This window comes from Rhodococcus sp. NBC_00294 (genome assembly GCF_036163995.1).
Classification (GTDB): Bacteria; Actinomycetota; Actinomycetes; order Mycobacteriales; family Mycobacteriaceae; genus Rhodococcoides.
In genome coordinates this window covers 4386842-4404927 of the sequence record NZ_CP108043.1, presented here as the reverse complement: position 1 = coordinate 4404927, position 18086 = coordinate 4386842, and the positions used below count along the sequence as shown (strand labels likewise).

At 68.5% G+C, this 18086-nt stretch carries 18 protein-coding genes; 10 read left to right on the top strand and 8 right to left on the bottom strand.

All coding sequences use genetic code 11. The features are described 5' to 3' along the window. The first annotated feature begins 19 nt into the window (after nt 1-19). Nucleotides 20-913: an alpha/beta hydrolase gene (locus tag OHB23_RS20655; protein ID WP_328810296.1), complete on the top strand. Its 894-nt coding sequence runs from the start codon at nt 20-22 to the stop codon at nt 911-913. A 1-nt stretch (nt 914) separates the two neighbouring features. Here OHB23_RS20655 and OHB23_RS20650 read toward each other — a convergent pair whose 3' ends face one another. Together OHB23_RS20650 and OHB23_RS20645 are read right to left on the bottom strand one after the other, a co-directional pair. Continuing rightward, entirely contained in the window at nt 915-1634 is a 720-nt protein-coding gene (locus tag OHB23_RS20650; protein WP_037184018.1) for a response regulator, read from the bottom strand. Further along, nucleotides 1627-3180 carry a sensor histidine kinase gene (locus OHB23_RS20645; protein ID WP_027504311.1) on the bottom strand — a complete coding sequence of 518 codons (1554 nt, stop codon included), beginning with the start codon at nt 3178-3180 and terminating at the stop codon, nt 1627-1629. The genes OHB23_RS20650 and OHB23_RS20645 overlap by 8 nt, the downstream gene beginning before the upstream one ends. A 157-nt stretch (nt 3181-3337) precedes the next feature. Between OHB23_RS20645 and OHB23_RS20640 the strand changes: the two genes are divergently transcribed. The 3 genes from OHB23_RS20640 (at nt 3338) to OHB23_RS20630 (ending at nt 6118) form a co-directional block, all read left to right on the top strand. Continuing rightward, nucleotides 3338-4723: a cation:dicarboxylate symporter family transporter gene (locus OHB23_RS20640; protein WP_204866173.1), complete on the top strand. Its 1386-nt coding sequence runs from the start codon at nt 3338-3340 to the stop codon at nt 4721-4723. A gap of 95 nt (nt 4724-4818) precedes the next feature. Then, on the top strand, nt 4819-5319 hold the full coding sequence (locus OHB23_RS20635; RefSeq protein WP_027504309.1) for a glutathione peroxidase: 501 nt from the start codon (nt 4819-4821) through the stop codon (nt 5317-5319). 61 nt (nt 5320-5380) lie between these two features. Continuing rightward, on the top strand, nt 5381-6118 hold the full coding sequence (locus tag OHB23_RS20630; RefSeq protein WP_027504308.1) for a DUF2334 domain-containing protein: 738 nt from the start codon (nt 5381-5383) through the stop codon (nt 6116-6118). Here OHB23_RS20630 and hglS read toward each other — a convergent pair. Both hglS and OHB23_RS20620 read right to left on the bottom strand, forming a co-directional pair. Next, the gene (gene hglS / locus OHB23_RS20625) at nt 6098-7363 is read right to left on the bottom strand and encodes a 2-oxoadipate dioxygenase/decarboxylase (RefSeq protein WP_328810295.1); all 1266 of its coding nucleotides are present in this window, start codon (nt 7361-7363) and stop codon (nt 6098-6100) included. The two genes, OHB23_RS20630 and hglS, sit on opposite strands and share 21 nt — an antisense overlap. 9 nt (nt 7364-7372) lie before the next feature. Next, the gene (locus tag OHB23_RS20620; RefSeq protein WP_328810294.1) at nt 7373-8935 is read right to left on the bottom strand and encodes a bifunctional NAD(P)/FAD-dependent oxidoreductase/class I SAM-dependent methyltransferase; all 1563 of its coding nucleotides are present in this window, start codon (nt 8933-8935) and stop codon (nt 7373-7375) included. 65 nt (nt 8936-9000) lie between these two features. On the opposite strand from OHB23_RS20620, the gene OHB23_RS20615 reads away from it, so the two are divergent. Further along, complete coding sequence (locus OHB23_RS20615; RefSeq protein WP_222627893.1) at nt 9001-9582, top strand: helix-turn-helix domain-containing protein; 582 nt, start codon at nt 9001-9003, stop codon at nt 9580-9582. A gap of 12 nt (nt 9583-9594) precedes the next feature. Here the strand turns inward: OHB23_RS20615 and OHB23_RS20610 are convergent, their stop codons facing one another. Further along, nucleotides 9595-10200, bottom strand: a complete 606-nt coding sequence (locus OHB23_RS20610; protein ID WP_328810293.1) for a TetR/AcrR family transcriptional regulator — start codon at nt 10198-10200, stop codon at nt 9595-9597. A 43-nt stretch (nt 10201-10243) separates the two neighbouring features. Here OHB23_RS20610 and OHB23_RS20605 point away from each other — a divergent pair, with 43 nt between their 5' ends. Next, on the top strand, nt 10244-11923 hold the full coding sequence (locus OHB23_RS20605; RefSeq protein WP_442973051.1) for an FAD-binding dehydrogenase: 1680 nt from the start codon (nt 10244-10246) through the stop codon (nt 11921-11923). A gap of 19 nt (nt 11924-11942) precedes the next feature. Here OHB23_RS20605 and OHB23_RS20600 read toward each other — a convergent pair whose 3' ends face one another. Then, nucleotides 11943-12677, bottom strand: coding sequence for an SIMPL domain-containing protein (locus OHB23_RS20600; RefSeq protein WP_328810291.1), 735 nt, complete (start codon nt 12675-12677; stop codon nt 11943-11945). A 31-nt stretch (nt 12678-12708) separates the two neighbouring features. Then, nucleotides 12709-13353 carry an MBL fold metallo-hydrolase gene (locus OHB23_RS20595; protein ID WP_027504303.1) on the bottom strand — a complete coding sequence of 215 codons (645 nt, stop codon included), beginning with the start codon at nt 13351-13353 and terminating at the stop codon, nt 12709-12711. Between the two features lie 89 nt (nt 13354-13442). On the opposite strand from OHB23_RS20595, the gene purS reads away from it, so the two are divergent. Both purS and purQ read left to right on the top strand, forming a co-directional pair. After that, complete coding sequence (gene purS, locus OHB23_RS20590) at nt 13443-13676, top strand: phosphoribosylformylglycinamidine synthase subunit PurS (RefSeq protein WP_027504302.1); 234 nt, start codon at nt 13443-13445, stop codon at nt 13674-13676. Next, nucleotides 13673-14383, top strand: coding sequence for a phosphoribosylformylglycinamidine synthase subunit PurQ (purQ, locus tag OHB23_RS20585; protein ID WP_307095590.1), 711 nt, complete (start codon nt 13673-13675; stop codon nt 14381-14383). Before purS ends, purQ begins: the two co-directional genes overlap by 4 nt. Here the strand turns inward: purQ and OHB23_RS20580 are convergent. Continuing rightward, entirely contained in the window at nt 14373-15635 is a 1263-nt protein-coding gene (locus OHB23_RS20580) for an alpha-amylase family protein (RefSeq protein ID WP_328810290.1), read from the bottom strand. The two genes, purQ and OHB23_RS20580, sit on opposite strands and share 11 nt — an antisense overlap. Before the next feature lie 729 nt (nt 15636-16364). Here OHB23_RS20580 and OHB23_RS20575 point away from each other — a divergent pair. Together OHB23_RS20575 and OHB23_RS20570 are read left to right on the top strand one after the other, a co-directional pair. Beyond that, on the top strand, nt 16365-17639 hold the full coding sequence (locus OHB23_RS20575) for a M18 family aminopeptidase (protein WP_222641124.1): 1275 nt from the start codon (nt 16365-16367) through the stop codon (nt 17637-17639). 87 nt (nt 17640-17726) lie between these two features. Continuing rightward, nucleotides 17727-18080, top strand: a complete 354-nt coding sequence (locus OHB23_RS20570) for a hypothetical protein (RefSeq protein ID WP_328810289.1) — start codon at nt 17727-17729, stop codon at nt 18078-18080. The last annotated feature ends 6 nt before the right edge of the window (nt 18081-18086 follow it).

Below are 18086 nucleotides of genomic sequence, written 5' to 3'. Positions count from 1 at the left end.
ATGACGGTCGGGGGCCACAGTGAGTGAACGTCGTGATGTCGAGTTCGTGTCCGGGGACGCCACCTGTGCGGCGTGGCTGTACCGTCCGGACACACCGAGCGAGCGGCAGCCGATCGTCGTCCTCGCTCACGGTCTCGGCGGTGTCCGCGAGATGCGGCTCGACGCGTACGCCGAGCGCTTCACTGCTGCCGGCTACGCGTGCCTGGTGTTCGACTACCGCCACTTCGGCGCCAGTGGCGGCGAGCCACGGCAGCTCCTCGACATCAGGCTCCAACTCGAGGACTGGGCGTCGGCCATCGCGCACGCCCGCACGATCGACGGGATCGATCCGACCCGAGTGGTGCTGTGGGGGTCCTCGTTCGGTGGTGGCCACGTCCTCGAGGCCGCCGCTCGGGACGGCCGGGTCGCCGCGGTGATCTCCCAGTGCCCGTTCACCGACGGGCTCGCGTCGGCCCTGGCCACGCCGCTGAGCACGACGCTCAGGATCACCCCGCTCGCCGTCCGGGACATCGTCGGATCGCTCCGGGGCAAGCCTCCCGTGATGGTGCCGCTCGCCGCGGAACACCGTGGTGTCGCACTGATGGCCAGCACCGATGCGCTCGACGGGTACCTCGGTCTGCAGCCCCCCGGTTCCGCCTTCTCCAACGAGGTGGCGGCTCGGTTCGCACTCGCCATCACCCGGTACTTCCCCGGCCGGGCGGCGAAGAAGATCACCGCGCCGGTGCTGTTCTGCGTGTGCGATCCGGACACCGTCGCACCGACGAAGGCGACCCTGCGCCATGCGGCGAAGGCGCCTCGCGGACAGATCGAGGTGTACCCGTACGGCCATTTCGAGATCTATGTCGGCGACCCGTTCGAGCGCGTGGTGGCCGATCAGATCGCGTTCCTGGAGCGCACGGTCCCGCTGGGCTGACTCACCGCCAGCGGTACCGCACCTGGGGCCGTCCGGCCCTGCCGTACTCGGTGTGCCGCTCGACGAGCCCGTCGTCGGCGAGCCGTTCGAGATAGCGCCACGCCGTCACCCGGGAGACGCCGACGGCCTTGGCTGCCTCGGAGGCCCCGAGTCCTTCGGGCTGTGCCCGCACGCTGTTCGAGATCTCGGTGAGTGTCGCCGGAGCGATGCCCTTGGGGGAGGCGGCGCGCTCGTCCGCGGTGCGCAGAGAGGCCATGGCGCGGTCGATGTCGCGTTGACTCACCGCCGACTCGCCGTCGCGCAGGGCGCTGCGAAACTCGCCGTACCGTTCCAGCTTGTCCCGGAACGCCGCGAAGGTGAAGGGCTTGAGCAGGTACAGCACCACCCCGTGCGCGACGGCGTTGCGCACGACGGCGAGGTCGCGCTCGGAGGTGATGGCGATGACGTCGGGTCCGGGGCGCAGTCCACCGAGTGCGGCGGCGACGTCGATGCCGTTGGCGTCCGGCAGCCCGATGTCGAGCAGGACCAGATCGAACGGCGACCCGTCGGCGATGGCCTTGGACGCCGCGCGCATGGCGCCCGACGCGGTGTGCACCATCGCACCCACGGTGAAGCCGGGGACACGACCGACGTAGCTCGAATGGGCTTCCGCGATCAGGGGTTCGTCCTCGACGATCAGCACGCGGATGGTGGTGTCGTCGGGACCGGGTGCCTCACTCATGCGGGATGCTCGCGGTGACGACCGATCCGTAGGTCGTCTCCGACGTCAGGGTCCCGTGATGGCGTTCGACCACCTGGGTGACCAGCGCGAGACCGAGGCCCCGCGAGCCGGACTTGGTGGAGTAACCGCGGGTCCGTGCTCTCGCCAGGGCGTCCGCGTCCATTCCCGGTCCACTGTCCGCCACCTGGATCACGAGGTCCGTCTCGCTCTCGCGCACGGTCACCTCCACCCACGGCTCGTCCGACTGCTTCGCTGCATCGATCGCATTGTCTATCAAATTTCCGGCGAGAGTGACCAATTCGCGTCGGTCGAAGGACTCGGTGTCGGTGAGGGCGGTGTCCTCGGTGACCGTGAGCTCGACGCCCTGCTCGGCGGCCTGGCTCACCTTGCCCAGCAACAGTGCTGCGACCGCGGGTTCCTGCACCGTGCTCATGAGCCGGTCGATGAGGTTCTGCGACAGCTCGAGTTCCTGGGTGGCGAACTCGACCGCCTGCTCGGTGCGGCCGAGTTCGACCATCGTGATGACGGTGTGGAGACGGTTCGCCGACTCGTGCGCTTGCGAGCGCAGCGACTCGGCGAAGGACGTCATCGAGTCGAGTTCGCCCATGACACGCTGCAATTCGGTGTGATCGCGCAGCACGGTCACCGTGCCGAGCCGGCGGGACCCGTGCAGGACGGGGTCCTGGGTCACCACGAGGACACGCGTCGTCGTCAGGTGCATCTCGTCGCGAACGGCGGTGTCGCCCAGTCCGCGCAGCGATTCCGGAAGGCGCTCGCGCGTCACGGGACCCTCGGGCAGGTCCAGCAGCCGCCGCGCCTCGTCGTTGACCAGCTCCGCCTCCGAGTCGTCGCCCCACACCACCAGCCCCTCGCCGATGGAGTGCAGGACGGCGTCGTGGTGCTCGTACATGCTGCGCAGTTCGTCGGGCGCGAGCCCGAGGGTCTGACGACTGAGCCGCCGATTGAGTAAGTACGACGCCGCGAGGGCCACGCCGAGTGCCGCCGCGATGATGCCGAGGACTGCCGGGAGCCCGGCGACGAACTGACTGGAGATCTTCTGACGGGTGACCCCGGCGGAGACGAGCCCCACGACGCGGCCGTCGTCGAGCACGGGCGTGACGGCGCGGATCGACGGTCCCAGAGATCCGCGGTACGTCTCGGTGAACGTCTCGCCGGCGAGCGCCCGGTCGATCGTGCCCGTGAACTGCCCGCCGATCAGCTCGGTGGTGGTGTGGGTGAAACGCGTGCGGTCGGGCGACATGACGACGATGAAGTCCATCCCCGTCGCGATGCGCACGCGCTCGGTCACCGGTTGCAGCGCGGCCGTCGGATCCGCACTCGCGAGTGCGGTCACCGTGGACGGGGCAGTCGCGATCGAGACGGCGATGTCGACGACCTCCCGGCGGATGCTCTCGTCGCTGTCCCGGCGGGCGTCGACGAGAGCGAGAGCGCCGCCGAGCGTCACGAGGAGCACCACGACCGCGAGCTGGCCGACGAGGAGCTGCCGCGCCACGCTGCGGCGTCGCCGGGTGTTCGTGCTGCTCACGGGGTTCCTCCGGGTTCGACTGTTCTGCTCACGACGTGCGCGTGACCGCTGTACACATGAACGAAATGAACTCATTGGTGACTCGGGTCACGCTCATGGACCACCATTCCATTCAGACAAGCGTGATCCACCTCACGCCACGATCGTAAGGACAACCATGACCGCCAGCACCGACGCCGTACCGTACGACGCGACCCCTCCGCCCAAGAAGAAGCGGGACAAGACCCACTGGCTCTACAGCGCCGTCATCGTCGCCGTGATCGGTGGTGTGGTCCTCGGACTGGCGGCTCCCGACCTCGCGTCCGAGTTCGGAGTCCTGGGAACGATGTTCGTGTCCCTCATCAAGATGATGATCAGCCCGGTCATCTTCTGCACCATCGTGCTGGGCATCGGGTCGGTCAAGGCCGCGGCCAGCGTCGGCAAGGTCGGCGGCCTCGCCCTCGGCTATTTCATCGCGATGTCGACCTTCGCCCTCGCCATCGGCATGATCGTCGGCAACCTGATCCAGCCCGGTTCGGGCCTGAACATCCAGGCGGATCCGGAAGCCGGTGCGGAGCTCGCCGGAACAGCCGCAGAGGCCGGAGGGACCCTCGAGTTCTTCCAGGGAATCATCCCGACGTCGCTGCTGTCGTCGCTCACCGAGGGCAGCGTGCTGCAGACCCTCTTCGTCGCGCTGCTCGTCGGCTTCGGCCTGCAGGCCATGGGCAAGCAGGGTGAGGGCATCCTCCGCGGCATCGGCTCGATCCAGAAGCTCGTCTTCCGCATCCTGGCCGGCATCCTGTGGCTCGCCCCGATCGGTGCCTTCGGCGCCATCGCCAAGGTCGTCGGTGACACCGGCTTCGAGGCCGTGGTCCAGCTGGCCACCCTCATGCTGGCCTTCTACCTGACCTGCACCATCTTCGTCTTCGGCATCCTCGGCACGATCCTGCGTTTCGTGTCCGGCGTCTCGATCTTCAAGCTGGTCAAGTACCTGGCCCGCGAGTACCTGCTCATCGTCGCCACCTCGTCCTCCGAGTCGGCGCTGCCGCGCCTCATCGCCAAGATGGAGCACGTCGGAGTGCAGCGCACCACGGTCGGCGTCGTCGTCCCCACCGGCTACTCGTTCAACCTCGACGGCACCGCGATCTACCTGACGATGGCCTCGATCTTCATCGCCGACGCCATGGGCAACCCGCTCGGCATCGGCGAGCAGGTCTCGCTGCTGCTGTTCATGATCATCGCCAGCAAGGGCGCGGCCGGCGTCTCCGGCGCCGGACTGGCCACGCTCGCCGGTGGTCTGCAGAGCCACCGCCCCGAGCTCCTCGACGGCATCGGCCTCATCGTCGGCATCGACCGGTTCATGTCCGAGGCTCGCGCCGTCACCAACTTCTCGGGCAACGCCGTCGCCACGATGTTGGTCGGCACCTGGACGAAGACGATCGACAACGAGCGCGTCAAGGACGTCCTCGGTGGCAAGCTCCCGTTCGACGAGACCACGATGGTGGACGACGGACACGGAGAGGCCCGCGATCCGGAAGCCAAGCCCGACCTCGTGAAGAACTAGCACCGCACGCACCGACCGAGAGCGGGCGCATCCTCCACGCAGGGAGGGTGCGCCCGCTCTCGTGCTCACGGGTTACCGGCCGGTACTGTGAGCCCATGACAGAACTGCAGAACGTCGGCATCAGCACTCTCGGCGGCGCTCCCACCTCGCTCGAGGAGTACAGCGGCCGCGCGGTGCTCGTGGTCAACGTCGCCTCGAAGTGTGGCCTGACCCCGCAGTACACGACGCTGGAGAAGCTGGCCCGCGAGTACGCGGACCGCGGACTCTCGGTCGTGGGCGTTCCCTGCAACCAGTTCGGTGGCCAGGAGCCCGGCTCGGCCGAGGAGATCGAGACGTTCTGCTCCACGACGTACGACGTCACCTTCCCGCTGATGGAGAAGGTCGACGTCAACGGCGAGAACCGGCACCCGCTCTACGAGATCCTGACGCAGACCGCGGACTCCGAGGGGAACGCGGGAGACGTGCAGTGGAACTTCGAGAAGTTCCTCGTCTCGCCGGACGGCGAGGTCGTGGGCCGATTCCGCCCCCGCACCGAACCGGACGCCCCCGAGGTTCTCGCGGCGATCGACAAGGTGCTGCCCGTTCCGACTCTCTGACGTCGCCCGGCGTTCACGCGGGACGAGACCGTCGTACACCTCGGTGTGCGACGGTTTCTTCATGAGTGCACGTCTGATCGTGTCCGTGTCCGGTATCCGAGACGAGACCCGCGACGCCGCCGCCGAGTTCGCCGCGGAGATGGATCGCCGCGACATCGAGTTGTCGCTTCTCGTGGCCCCGCGGTTGAAGGACAAGTACCGCCTCACGCGCGACACCGAGACGCAGGACTGGCTGCGCATGCGCCGCGATCACGGAGACGCACTGGTCTTGCACGGATACGACCAGGCGGCCACCAAGCGGCGTCGCGCCGAGTTCGCGACCCTCCCCGCTCACGAGGCGCAGCTGCGGTTGCGCGCCGCGGACCGGGTCATGGAGGAGATCGGCATGCGCACCCGCGTGTTCGCACCGCCCCGCTGGGTCGCCTCACCGGGTGCGGTGTCCGCCCTTCCCACGGTCGGGTTCCGCGTCTTCGCCGGGCTCGCCGGCATCCAGGACCTCGAGCGGGGAACCACGGTGCGCGGTCGGGTCCACGGTATCGGTGAGGGCTTCGGCACCGGATCCGGTGGCTACGTCTGGGAGCCCGGGTCCACGGAACCGTGGTGGTGCCGCGCGCTCGTCATGGGTGCCGGCCGTACGGCTCGCCGCGGCGGCGTGGTGCGACTGTCGGTGAGCGCCAAGCAGCTCGGCCGTCCGGGCCCCCGTGCCGCCATGCTCGACGCGGTGGACCTGGCGCGCTTCCACGGTGCGACGTCGGCCCGCTACGAGTGGGTTCCGCGCTCACGCACCGCTGTCGCCTGACCCGGCCGCGACCTGCGCGTCGTACAGGTCGTAGGGATCCGCGATCGGCATCCCGAGGGCCTCGGACAGGGACTCCGCCGACCAGCTCGTTCCCTCGGCATCGGTGTCCACGGCGCCGTCCGAGGTGAGGTTCGACCGGAAGATGCCCGCGGCAGACGCGGGCAGGAAGTCCTCGTAGACAACGGGTTCGAGCCCGTCCGGCGTGCGAAGGTAGTAGGCCAGTCCGCGCTCCGCCATCTCCTGATCGGTGCCGGGGAAGTGCTGCGCCCACTCCCGGGCAGCGGCCTCGTCGGAGAGGCCGTCCACCCGCGCCATCGCGGTGTCGTACACCTCCCGGCCGCGGCGGGTGAGGGCGACGCCCCGTGCCTCCACCTCACCGAAGCGGACGCGGAGCCGATCGGAGAACGTGGCACCGGACGCGTCGCGAAAGAGTCGAGGTTCGGCGAGAGCTCGGAACGATGTCTGGCGCAACAGCACCGGCGCGGTCCACCGAGGGGGTCCCTGGATCCGGTCGATCATCTCGATACCGCGCTCGGCCATGCGGCGGTACAGGTCGTCGATGTCGAGCACCCGCGGCGTCAGGTGGTTGATGTGCGTCGACGACACCCCGCCGATGTCCGCGGCCACCGACGACACGGCTTCGAGCTCGTCGTACCAGGCGCGATCGACGGGCTCCGTGCCGAGTTCGAAGACGGCGACGGCGCCGTCGACGAGCGTGGTGGCCTCCGGTTCCGGTAACCCGCCGTCCTCGGCGGCACGGACCGCGAGGCGCACCAGGTCGGGCGGGACGAGCGTGCGCGCCTCGAGTGCGGTCGAGAGTCGCTGCTCCAGATCGGCGGTGAAGAATCTGCGGTCGTCGACGACGAGCATGGAGCAGAACACCCGGAACGGGTTGCGGGCCAGCTCGATCGAGTCCACGGGCCGGAACGCCGTGGACACCACCGGTATCGGGGTGGCGGCGTCACGCAGATCGTAGAAGCCGACGGGGTGCATGCCGAATCCCCCGAACAGTCGTGCCACGTCGCGCAACTCGGCGACGGTCCCCACCCGGACGGCTCCGTGCCGTTCCGCCGTGACGCGGTGGAGGGTGCCGAGGCGCTCGGCCTCGGCACCCTCGTGAGCCACCACGTCCGCGTTCACCGCGGTCGCCACCTCCACCAGCGTCGTGTACGCCGGGACCTCACGGCCGTACATCGCCGAGAGGGCGACTGCGAAACGAGCGCGGAGATCGGACGCCGGGATCATGCGACGACGCTATCGCTGTCCGACCCGTTCCGGCACCCGGACGGCCACCAGGATGTCGTCGGAGACGTGGGGGGTTCCGGGTGCTGCCTCCACCAGTCGTGGACGCGTCTCGTCGACCGTGACGGTCCACTCGGCGGGGTCGAGGGACTCGGCGACGGAGTAGGGGCTGTGGAAGTCCGACGGATCGAACCCTGCCCAGCGGTGTCCGGGCGACGGGGTGTGGCCGACCATGAGCAGCGTCCCGCCGGGAGCGACGGTGTCGACGAGGCGCGCGACCCCGTCCGCCGGCCCGGACCGCAGGATGCCGAAGTAGTGCAGCGTCAGCAGATCCGTGGAGTGCGGCGGCAGCGGGTCGATCAGCAGGTCCCTGGCCAGCCACGTCACACCGTCGTGCAGTCCGCGTGCCCGCTCGACGGCCACCTCGGAGATGTCGACGCCGGTGACGGTCCAGCCGCGTTCCGCCAGCCACACGGCGTCGGCGCCCTCACCCGATCCGACGTCGACGGCGTGCCCGGGGGAGAGGTGCTCCGCGTACTGGACCAGTGTCGGGTTGGGATTGCCGCTCCACCGCTTGTCCGACTCCCGGTACAACTCGTCCCAGAAGTGCCCGTCCAACGCCGGACGGGGGCGCCCTGCCTGGACCGCCTGGTCGAACTCCTCGGAGACGAGGTTCGCGTTGACGTGAGCGCCGGCGAGGGCTCCCTGCGCGGTGGAGGCGATGACCGTGGCCGAAGGGTCGGTGACGTTGCCCGCCGCCCACACTCCCGCCACGGTGGTGGCACCGAAGGAATCGACCTCGACGACGTCGCCGAGTCCGGTCGCGTGCGGCACTGTGGTGAGGCCGAGCGATCCGAGAAGTTCACTGCGAGCGGTGAAGCGCAGTCCCACGGCGAGAGCGTCGACCGCGACCTCGGTCCCGTCGGCCAGCCCGACCGCACGAAGACGATCCTCGCCGGCGAGCACCGCGGTGACCTTGTGCTCGACGATCTCGATGCCGCGCGCGGTGAACTTCTCGCGATCATCGTCCGCCAGAGGTCCGCCGTCGGTGAAGAAGGTCAGGTTCTCTGTCCACTGCCGCCACATCGAGGCGTGATGGATGCTGAACGGCCCGGTGCTCAGGACGCCGATGCGGCGATCTTGGATCTCCCACCCGTCGCAGTAGGGGCACTGCACGACGTCCCGACCCCAGCGTTCCGCCAGACCGTCGACGGGCGGGAGCAGATCGGTGAGTCCGGTCGTCACCACGATGCGCCGCGCCGAGAAGGCGCGTCCGTCGTCCGTGGTCGCGGAGAAGTGCCCGACGTGACCGCCGAGTGCGGTGACCGTGGCGTCGACGATCGTGACGTCGTATCGCTCGAGGTCGGCTCGGCCGTTCTTCAGGTAGTCGAGCGGCGAGGTGTGGTCCCGACCCAGCACGCCGTGCATGTGCGAGGCAGGGGCGTTGCGAGGAGTTCCGTTGTCCAGAACCAGGACTCGCCTACGGGCGCGGCCGAGCATGAGTGCGGCGGACAGTCCGGCGGATCCGCCGCCGAGGACGAGGACGTCGGCGTCGACGTGGTGGTGTGAGGTCATGCGGACACTGTGCGCCCGAGTCTGCGGATTTGACAAACATATTTGCCGAAACTGCAATATGAGGTATGGACGACTTCGACGGTGTGATCAGTGCGATCGGTCCGCGCCTGCGCGCTCTCCGCGTCGCGGCGGACGTGACCCTGGCCGCGGTGTCCGAACGCACGGGCATCCCGGTGAGCACGCTCTCCCGGCTCGAATCGGGGCAACGCAAGCCCAGCCTCGAGCTGTTGCTGCCGTTGGCCAAGGTGTACGACGTCCCCCTGGACGACATCGTCGACGCCCCCGAGACCGGAGATCCGCGGGTGCAGTTCACGCCGGTCACGACGAACGGCGTCACCGTCGTCCCGCTGACGCGCCGGGCGGGCGGGTTGCAGGCGTTCAAGCAGATCGTCCCCGGAGATCGCTACGAGGAGAACCCGCGGTTGGGGTCTCACGAGGGTTATCACTGGATCTACGTGCTGAACGGGAAGCTACGACTCATCCTGGGCGACAAGGACCTGGTGCTGGGTCCGGGTGAGGTGGCCGAATTCGACACTCACCTTCCGCACTGGTTCGGCAGCGCCGACCGCCGGCCCGTCGAGTACCTGGGAATCTTCGGACCGCAGGGCGAACGGATGCACGTGAAGGCGACGTATTCGGGGCGCTGAGGACCTTCGTGGTCAGGGGATGTGCAGAAGGCGTCCGACGACCTCACCCATGAGTTCCGGAGGCACCGTTCCCGGCTGAGCGAGTTCCTCGACGGCGAGTCCATTGCTGAGCGCCAGGATCACGAACGTGACCCACTCGGCGGGAACGTGCAGCGTCGCGCCGGCGCTCTCGGTGGCACTGACGACGGCATCGGTGACCGCCGCCCGGAGTTGCGCCCGGTGCTCGGCGAACCGGGCGCCCACCTCCGGGTCGCGCAGGGCCCTCGACCAGTAGTCCATGAACAGCAGATGCCAGTCGCGGTTGTTCGAGATCGCTTCCGTCAGCCGGGTGCTGAGCACACGCTGGGCATCCCGCAGGTCGGACGGGAGTTCGGCGAGCAGGTCGACCGACATCCTGGCCCGGCCGAGCACCTGCCGGTCCATCAGCTCGTAGAACAGCCCTTCCTTGGAACCGAAGTTCGAGTAGACCGCGCCCTTGGTGAACCCGGCCTGCTCGGCGATGGCATCGAGGGTGGCGTCGGCGTACCCGCGTCGACCGAACTCCGTCATCGCGGACGCGATGATCCGCTCGCGGACCTCGGCGCGAGGGGGGCGGGTAGTCGGTTCGGTGCTGCTCACTCGGGAAGAGTACCGCTCGATACCGACGGTATCGAAAACGCGGATCGCCGTATACGGTGAGGTCATGGGGATACGAGAGTGCGATGTCGTCGTGGTCGGTGCGGGTCTCGCAGGACTGGTCGCGACAGCGGAACTGGTCGAGGCGGGCAAGCGCGTGATCCTGCTCGATCAGGAGAACGAGGCGAACCTCGGCGGCCAGGCGTTCTGGTCGTTCGGCGGGCTGTTCCTCGTGGACAGCCCGGAGCAGCGTCGTCTCGGCGTCAAGGACTCCTACGAACTCGCCCTGCAGGACTGGATGGGATCAGCCGGCTTCGACCGTCCCGAGGACGAGTGGCCTCGCCAGTGGGCCGAGGCCTACGTCGCCTTCGCGGCGGGGGAGAAGCGCTCCTGGTTGCGCGAGCGCGGCTGGAAGATCTTCCCGGTCGTCGGGTGGGCCGAACGTGGCGGCTACGGCCCCACCGGCCACGGCAACTCCGTGCCGCGATTCCATCTCACCTGGGGTACCGGGCCGGGACTGGTGGAGATCTTCGAACGCATCGTGCGGGACGGTATCGACCGTGGCAGCGTGATCCCCGCCTTCCGGCACCGGGTCGACGAGGTGGTGGTGACCGACGGTGTCGCGACCGGTGTGCGCGGCGCCGTCCTGGAGCCGACCGACGTCGCCCGCGGCGTGACGTCGTCCCGCACCGTGGTGGGGGACTTCGAGATCCGGGCCGGCGCGGTGCTGGTGACCTCCGGCGGCATCGGCGGCAACTGGGATCTGGTGCAGAAGAACTGGCCGAAGCGCATGGGCCGCACCCCTTCTCACATGCTCTCGGGCGTACCGGCGCACGTCGACGGTCGGATGCTGGAGATCTCGCGTGCCGCGGGCGGGAACATCATCAACGAGGACCGCATGTGGCACTACACGGAGGGCATCACCAACTGGGACTCCGTGTGGCCGAACCACGGCATCCGCATCCTGCCGGGTCCGTCGTCGCTGTGGCTCGACGCGTCGGGTCAGCAGCTACCGGCGCCGCTGTTCCCCGGCTTCGACACGCTCGGCACTCTCGAACACATCGTGTCGACGGGACACGACTACACGTGGTTCCTCCTCGATCAGAAGATCATCGAGAAGGAGTTCGGACTCTCCGGTCAGGAGCAGAATCCGGATCTGACCGGCCGCGATCTGCGCAAGCTTCTCGAGCGAGTCCGTCCCGGCGCACCCGGCCCCGTCGAGGCCTTCAAGCAGAAGGGCGTCGACTTCGTCGTCGCCGACACGGTGGCAGAACTGGTCGCCGGAATGAACAAGATCGGTGACGTCACGCTCGACGCCGCCGACGTGGAGAAATTGGTCGTCGCGCGAGATCGTGAGATGGACAACGACTTCAGCAAGGACCTCTCGGTCTCGGCGATCCACGCGGCGCGCAACTATCGAGGCGATCGCCTGGCGCGCATCGCCACACCGCACAAGCTGCTCGACGAGACCGGGCGTGCCGCAGCGGGTCCGCTGATCGCCGTCAAGCTGCACCTTCTGACGCGAAAGTCGCTGGGCGGGTTGCAGACCGACCTGAACTCCCGGGTGCTCCGAGCCGACGGCACGCCGTTCCCGGGGCTCTACGCGGCCGGCGAGGTCGCCGGCTTCGGTGGCGGCGGTGTGCACGGGTACCGCTCGCTCGAAGGCACATTCCTCGGGGGGTGCATCTTCTCCGGACGTGCCGCGGGACGCGCCCTGCGGCGCTAGGTGTACTGCAGCCGGGGAGTCATCCCAGCGCCCACTGCACGTTCACCGAGACGCTGACGGTCTGCTGCCCCGGCTCGATCGGCACCGCGGACGAGGCCGAGCTTCTGTCGAAGCTCGGCGCCGACTCCTGGCCGGTGATGTTCTCGGTGATCGACAGGACCTTGCCGAGATCGCTTCCGGCCAGGGACGCGTACTGCTCGGCTCGGTCGCGAGCGTCCGCGAATGCCCGTGACCGAGCGTCGGCGATGAGGTCGGAATCGTCGTCGATGCGGAAGGACACGCCGGACACTCGGGTCGCGTTCCCACCTGCGCGGGTGGCGTCGCCCAGCACCGCCGACGCTCGCGACAGGTCGCGCACGGTCACACCGAGGATGTTCGACGCCCGGTAGCCGGAGATCGTGGAGGTTCCGCCCCCGAACCCGTCGGCATACTGCGGGTCGATGGACACCTGGCGGGTCTGGATGTCCGCGCGGTCCACTCCGGCAGCGGCGATCGCTTCGGTCACCGCAGTCACCGCGGTGTTCGCCTCGTCGATCGCCGTCGTCACGTCGTCCGCCGTCGTCTCGACACCGATCTGAGCGGTGAGAGTGTCCGGGGTGCCCTGGATCTCGCCGACCCCGGACACGGAGATCCCCGGCGGTGTGTCGGTGGCCGACGCACCGGACTCCCCGGTCCCGCATGCCGCGGTCGCCGCCACGACGGCCAGCAGGGCGGTAGATCCGATGACCTTCGAGGTACTCCTGGTCCACGTCATCGGGTCAGTGTCCACGACGGTCCGGGAATGTCTAGAGCGACGTGCCCGTCTCCTCCTCCAGGGCGCGGAACTCCGTCCCCTCGCCCGCGAGGCCCGACAGCATGCCGTAGTAGATGCCGCGTGCGTCCGGCGCGACGATGGCCTGATGGATGGGAACGGCCAGTCGCGGAGAGACGGCGCGGAGGAAGTCGATGCCCTCGCCGATCTTCATCCACGGGGCCGCTGCGGGAAGTGCCAGCACGTCGATCTCCACGTCGGGAACGAAGAGCGAGTCGCCGGGATGCATCAGCTGCCCGGGCTGTTCCGGCGTGCCGAGGAGATACGCGATGTTGTCGATCAGCGGGATGTCCGGGTGGATCGTCGCGTGCGTGCCGCCCGCGCCCGTCACCTGCACGCCCCCGATGGAGAAGACGTCTCCTGCGTTCACGGCGGTCCACCGATCCCCGAGCTGGTCGGCCGTCTGCGGGTCCGCGTACAGCGCCGCGTCGGGGTTGGCTTCGAGGAGCGCCGGCAACCGATCGGTGTCGACGTGGTCCGCATGCTGGTGCGTGATCAGGATGGCGTCGAGGCCGGTGATGCCCTCGAACCCGTGAGAGAAGGCGCCGGGGTCGAACAGCACCGTCGATCCCGCCATCGACACCTGAATGCACGAATGTCCGAAGTGAGTCAGCTCCATGGTTCCCCAGTATGCGCCGGATTCGTGGAGTGGTTCGGGACTGGGTAAAGTGCCTGCTGGATCTGCCCTCTTAGCTCAGGAGCTCTCACGTGGCCCGTGTGGTTGTCGACGTCATGCCCAAAGCGGAAATTCTCGACCCCCAGGGACAGGCCATCGTCGGGGCGCTGCCGCGACTCGGTTTCGCCGGTGTCTCCGACGTCCGTCAGGGCAAGCGATTCGAGCTCGAGGTCGGCGACGACGTCGACGATGCGACTCTCGACCAGATCGCCGAGACCTTTCTGGCCAACACCGTCATCGAGGAATGGAAAGTGACCCGGCTGTGACTCGCCTCGAAGATCGACCGGCCTCCGGCCTTCCCGCCCGGATCGGTGTGATCACCTTCCCCGGCACGCTGGACGACATCGACGCCTCGCGCGCGGTCACGCTCGCAGGTGGTGAGGCCGTCAGCCTCTGGCACGGCGACGCAGATCTGAAGAACGTCGACGCCGTCGTCGTCCCCGGCGGTTTCTCCTACGGCGACTACCTGCGCGCCGGCGCCATCGCGCGCTTCGCCCCCGTCATGGATGCGGTCATCGACGCAGCGAAGGGCGGCATGCCCGTCCTCGGTATCTGCAACGGCTTCCAGGTGCTGTGCGAGGCCGGACTCCTGCCCGGCGCCCTCACCCGGAACGCCAACCTCCACTTCACGTGTCGCGATCAGTGGCTCACGGTCGAGAGCACGTCCTCGGCGTGGTCCTCGCGGTACGAGGCGGGCGCCGAGATCCTCGTTCCGCTCAAGTCCGGCGAGGGTCGCTTCCAGGCGTCCGAGGCGGTCCTGGACGAGCTCGAGGGCGAGGGACGCGTCGTGTTCCGCTACTCGGGTGACAACCCGAACGGTTCGCAGCGGTCCATCGCGGGCATCTCGTCCGCCGACGGGCGCATCGTGGGACTCATGCCGCACCCCGAGCACGCCACCGAGGCCCTCACGGGCCCCAGCGACGACGGCCTCGGCATCTTCTACTCTGCGCTGGACGCGATCGTCACGGCCTGACGGTCACCGCCCAGGAGTGCGGCCGCAGGTCGTTCTCCACTCCGTCGGCTGCTGCCACGATGTCTCCGGCCGGTCGAGGCACGGGTGCGTCGCCGATGTTCGCCGACAGCACCAGCGTCGTCGTGCCGTCCGTCGCGGTGAGGGTGACCGCGGTGTTCTCCAGTCCGGACACCTCGGCGTGCGCACGGTGCAGCCACGGGAATCGTCGCCGCATCGCGATCAGGGCCTGGTGGCGCCGGTAGTGCGGCCATCCGTACGGCGCCAGATCGTCGGGTGTCGCCGGGAACTCGGGTCGGATGGCGTCGTCGCCACCCACCCGCTCCTCCTTGATCCCGCGGAATCCCTGCTCGTCGCCGTAGTACACCGTCGGCGTTCCCGCCACGAAGAACAGCAGCGCGGCGGCGATGTCGGCATCGTCGTCGTCGAGGGTGGACGCGATCCGGGTGACGTCGTGGTTGCCGACGAACGTCGCCGGAACGAACGTGGGCAGCAACTCGTCGTGGCGCCCCAGCGCGTGGGCGAACTCGAAGAAGTTCGCGTCCTTCAGGGCGCTCCACGTCGCCTTCCACAGCTCGTACTGCGTGATCGAGTCGAGTCCGGACTCCCGCACATACGACGCGTAGTCCCCGTGGATCATCTCGCCGACGATCCAGGCGTCGGGATGTGCCTCTCGCACACGGGGGAGCACCGCCGCCCAGAAGGCCGGTGAGACCGCGTACGCCGCGTCGAGCCGCCATCCGTCGACACCGCGGTCGAGCCAGTGCGTCATGACCTGTGCGACGTGCTCCTGCACCGCCGGCTCGTCGTGGTTCAACTCGACCAGCAGATCGTGGCCCTCGAACGTGCGCGGCCGACCGTCCTTCCAGCGGAACCACCGCCGCGCGTCCGAGTCGGGCCCGTCCTGCTCCGCACGAACGAACTGCGGGTGGCTCCTGCCGACGTGGTTGAAGACGCCGTCGAGCAGAACTCGGATGCCCTTGGCGCGTGCCGCACCGATAAGTGCGTCCATGTCGCTGTCGGTTCCCAGACGGGAATCGATGCGGAGATGGTCGACGGTGTCGTAGCCGTGGGTCTCCGACGCGAACACCGGGCCGAGTGCGAGGCCGTTGCACCCGAGCTCGAGGAGGTAGTCGAACCAGCCCTCGATCCGGTCGAGTCGGTGTTCGGTGCGGTCCACTGCCTCGGCCTCGGCGCCGACGAACCCGAGGGGGTACACCTGCCACCAGATGACGTGATCGACCCAGTCCTGCATCGCATTTCCCCCTTTTTCCCGGTCTCGGCGAGGGTTCGCCGAGCGACGGTCTGCTTGTCGGATCGCACAATTCGATTCCGGTTGTGTAGTGACTGTCACTATGAGTAACTGACGTCGGCGGACGACCGTTCGTCACCACCGTGCCAAGGGAGTCACCATGTCCTCCGACCTCACCGATCTGCTCGAACTCTTCCAGAACCTGTCCGGGATCGTCGACGCGCTCGGATCGATCTTCGACGGACTGTCCTTCTTCAGCTGACCCGATCATCCCTGTGGGGCGAACTCGGCCGAGTCCGCCCCACAGGTGTGCCCGGCGTGGAATGGCAGGAGTCGGCGTCGGATCGGGTCGGAGTCCACGCGTGGTGACAGTGCTGGTGACAATGGCTCACCCGTGGCACGGCGTTGCAGGTGGTGCACAGATCGACCCGTGAGTCGATTCTCGTCACCGAATCGCGACAATTTTCGGGTTGCGAGCCATTCTTTTGTGTGGATTACTTAGCAAGCGGGCAACAAGCCCACCAACCTCACAAAGGGAGCTCCTCATGACCGACCTCGCCAGCTTCGTCGACCTTCTCGGTGCACTGTCCGACATCTTCGGTGGCGCCGGAAGCTTCCTCGACGGCCTGAGCTTCTTCAGCTGAACCCTTCTCGACTCGTGATGCCGGGTCCACCCTCGTGGTGGGCCCGGCATCGCTGACTCCGCACCCCGTCTCTCTACGATCGGTGACCATGGCGTCCCTCACCTCCGCGACCGCGGCCGGCCTCTGTTCCTTCGTCGACGCGTCCCCGTCGCCGTTCCACGTCGTCGAGACGGTGGCCTCGGAACTGGCGGCGCACGGGTTCACCGCCGTGGCCGAGACGGACGCGTGGCCCTCCGAGCCCGGCCGGTACCTCGTCGTCCGCGGTGGTTCGATCATCGCTTGGTCCACCGAACGCGCGCCCGACGCGGCGTTCCGCATCGTGGGCGGGCACACCGACAGTCCGAACCTCCGCGTCAAGCAGAACCCCGATCTCGACGTCGCCGGGTGGCAGATGGTCGCCCTGGAGCCGTACGGCGGTGCGTGGCTCAACTCCTGGCTCGACCGCGATCTCGGCATCTCCGGCCGTCTCGGTGTGCGTGACGGCGGCTCGGTGCGAGACGTCCTCGTGCGCGTCGACCGTCCCATCCTGCGGGTGCCCCAGCTGGCGATCCACCTGTCGGAGGATCGCAAGGGAGTGCACCTCGATCCGCAGAACAACGTGAACGCGATCTGGGGCGTCGGGCGATCACCCCACTCGTTCATCGGGTTCCTCGCCGACGAGGTCGGGGTGGATCCCGGTGACGTGCTCGGGTGGGAACTGATGACCCACGACCTCAATCCTGCTGCAGTGGTGGGACTCTCGGACGACCTCGTCAGTTCGCCGCGACTGGACAACCAGGGCACCTGCTACGCCGGAACCGAGGCGCTGGTCGTCGCGGCCGCGCAAGCCGACGACTGCATCCCCGTCCTCGCACTCTTCGATCACGAGGAAGTGGGCAGCATGTCGGACCGTGGCGCGTTCTCGGATCTGATGAACACCGTCCTCGAGCGCATCGTGCTCTCGCGTGGCGGCGGCCGCGAGGAATTCCTGCGCGCGATGGCCGGGTCGATCCACGCCTCGGGCGACATGGCGCACGCGACCCACCCGAACTACGTCTCGCGGCACGAGCCCGCGCACCGCATCGAGGTCAACGGTGGCCCGGTGCTCAAGGTCAACCAGAATCTGCGCTACGCCACCGACGCCGCCGGTGCCGCGGCCTTCGCCTTGGCGTGCGAGCGAGCCGACGTCCCGCTGCAGCGATACGTCCACCGAGCCGATCTGCCGTGCGGCTCCACCATCGGCCCCATCACCGCCTCCCGCACCGGTCTGTCCACCGTCGACGTGGGTGCCGCGCAGCTCGCCATGCACTCCGCGCGCGAGGTGATGGGCGCACACGACGTCGACATGTACGCCGACGCCTTGGCTGCGTTCCTGGGGGCGTAGCGCTGGGTCGGGCTGCGCTGAGTGCCGGTTGCATCCTGGCCGTTGGGCCGCCTGTCGATCCGATGCCGCCGCCGGGCGGTGCGCGCGATGGTCAGCGCACGCTACGGGATGCGCGCTGCACCGGGCGGTGCGCGCGGGCCGCGTGGTGGTACGGGAACCCCGTCGACGCGGCCGACGAATCCTGCTGCCGTACAGGGCCCGGCGGGGGAGACTGGCGGGATGGAGATCGCGCAGTGGTGGCCGGCCGTGACGGCGGAGACTCGGGACTGGCTGGTCGAACACAACGGTGAGCCGCTCCCGTCCGCCGTGAGGGACGACGTGCTGCGCGTGAACGGCGATCTCACCGACCCGTCGTGGTGGGCCGGTGAGTCCGTCGACGGGTCGTCCGAGCTGACGGACGCGGCGACGGACTGGATCGAGTCCGCGGCGAACGACGGGTGATGAGTT

What these genes read in the sequence shown, in the direction of transcription:
- OHB23_RS20650 (WP_037184018.1), bottom strand. Translation starts at nt 1,634, where the DNA reads ATGAGTGAGGCACCCGGTCCCGACGACACCACCATCCGCGTGCTGATC.
- OHB23_RS20640 (WP_204866173.1), top strand. Translation starts at nt 3,338, where the DNA reads ATGACCGCCAGCACCGACGCCGTACCGTACGACGCGACCCCTCCGCCC.
- OHB23_RS20635 (WP_027504309.1), top strand. Translation starts at nt 4,819, where the DNA reads ATGACAGAACTGCAGAACGTCGGCATCAGCACTCTCGGCGGCGCTCCC.
- OHB23_RS20630 (WP_027504308.1), top strand. Translation starts at nt 5,381, where the DNA reads ATGAGTGCACGTCTGATCGTGTCCGTGTCCGGTATCCGAGACGAGACC.
- hglS (WP_328810295.1), bottom strand. Translation starts at nt 7,363, where the DNA reads ATGATCCCGGCGTCCGATCTCCGCGCTCGTTTCGCAGTCGCCCTCTCG.
- OHB23_RS20620 (WP_328810294.1), bottom strand. Translation starts at nt 8,935, where the DNA reads ATGACCTCACACCACCACGTCGACGCCGACGTCCTCGTCCTCGGCGGC.
- OHB23_RS20615 (WP_222627893.1), top strand. Translation starts at nt 9,001, where the DNA reads ATGGACGACTTCGACGGTGTGATCAGTGCGATCGGTCCGCGCCTGCGC.
- OHB23_RS20600 (WP_328810291.1), bottom strand. Translation starts at nt 12,677, where the DNA reads ATGACGTGGACCAGGAGTACCTCGAAGGTCATCGGATCTACCGCCCTG.
- OHB23_RS20595 (WP_027504303.1), bottom strand. Translation starts at nt 13,353, where the DNA reads ATGGAGCTGACTCACTTCGGACATTCGTGCATTCAGGTGTCGATGGCG.
- OHB23_RS20580 (WP_328810290.1), bottom strand. Translation starts at nt 15,635, where the DNA reads ATGCAGGACTGGGTCGATCACGTCATCTGGTGGCAGGTGTACCCCCTC.
- OHB23_RS20575 (WP_222641124.1), top strand. Translation starts at nt 16,365, where the DNA reads ATGGCGTCCCTCACCTCCGCGACCGCGGCCGGCCTCTGTTCCTTCGTC.
- OHB23_RS20570 (WP_328810289.1), top strand. Translation starts at nt 17,727, where the DNA reads ATGGTCAGCGCACGCTACGGGATGCGCGCTGCACCGGGCGGTGCGCGC.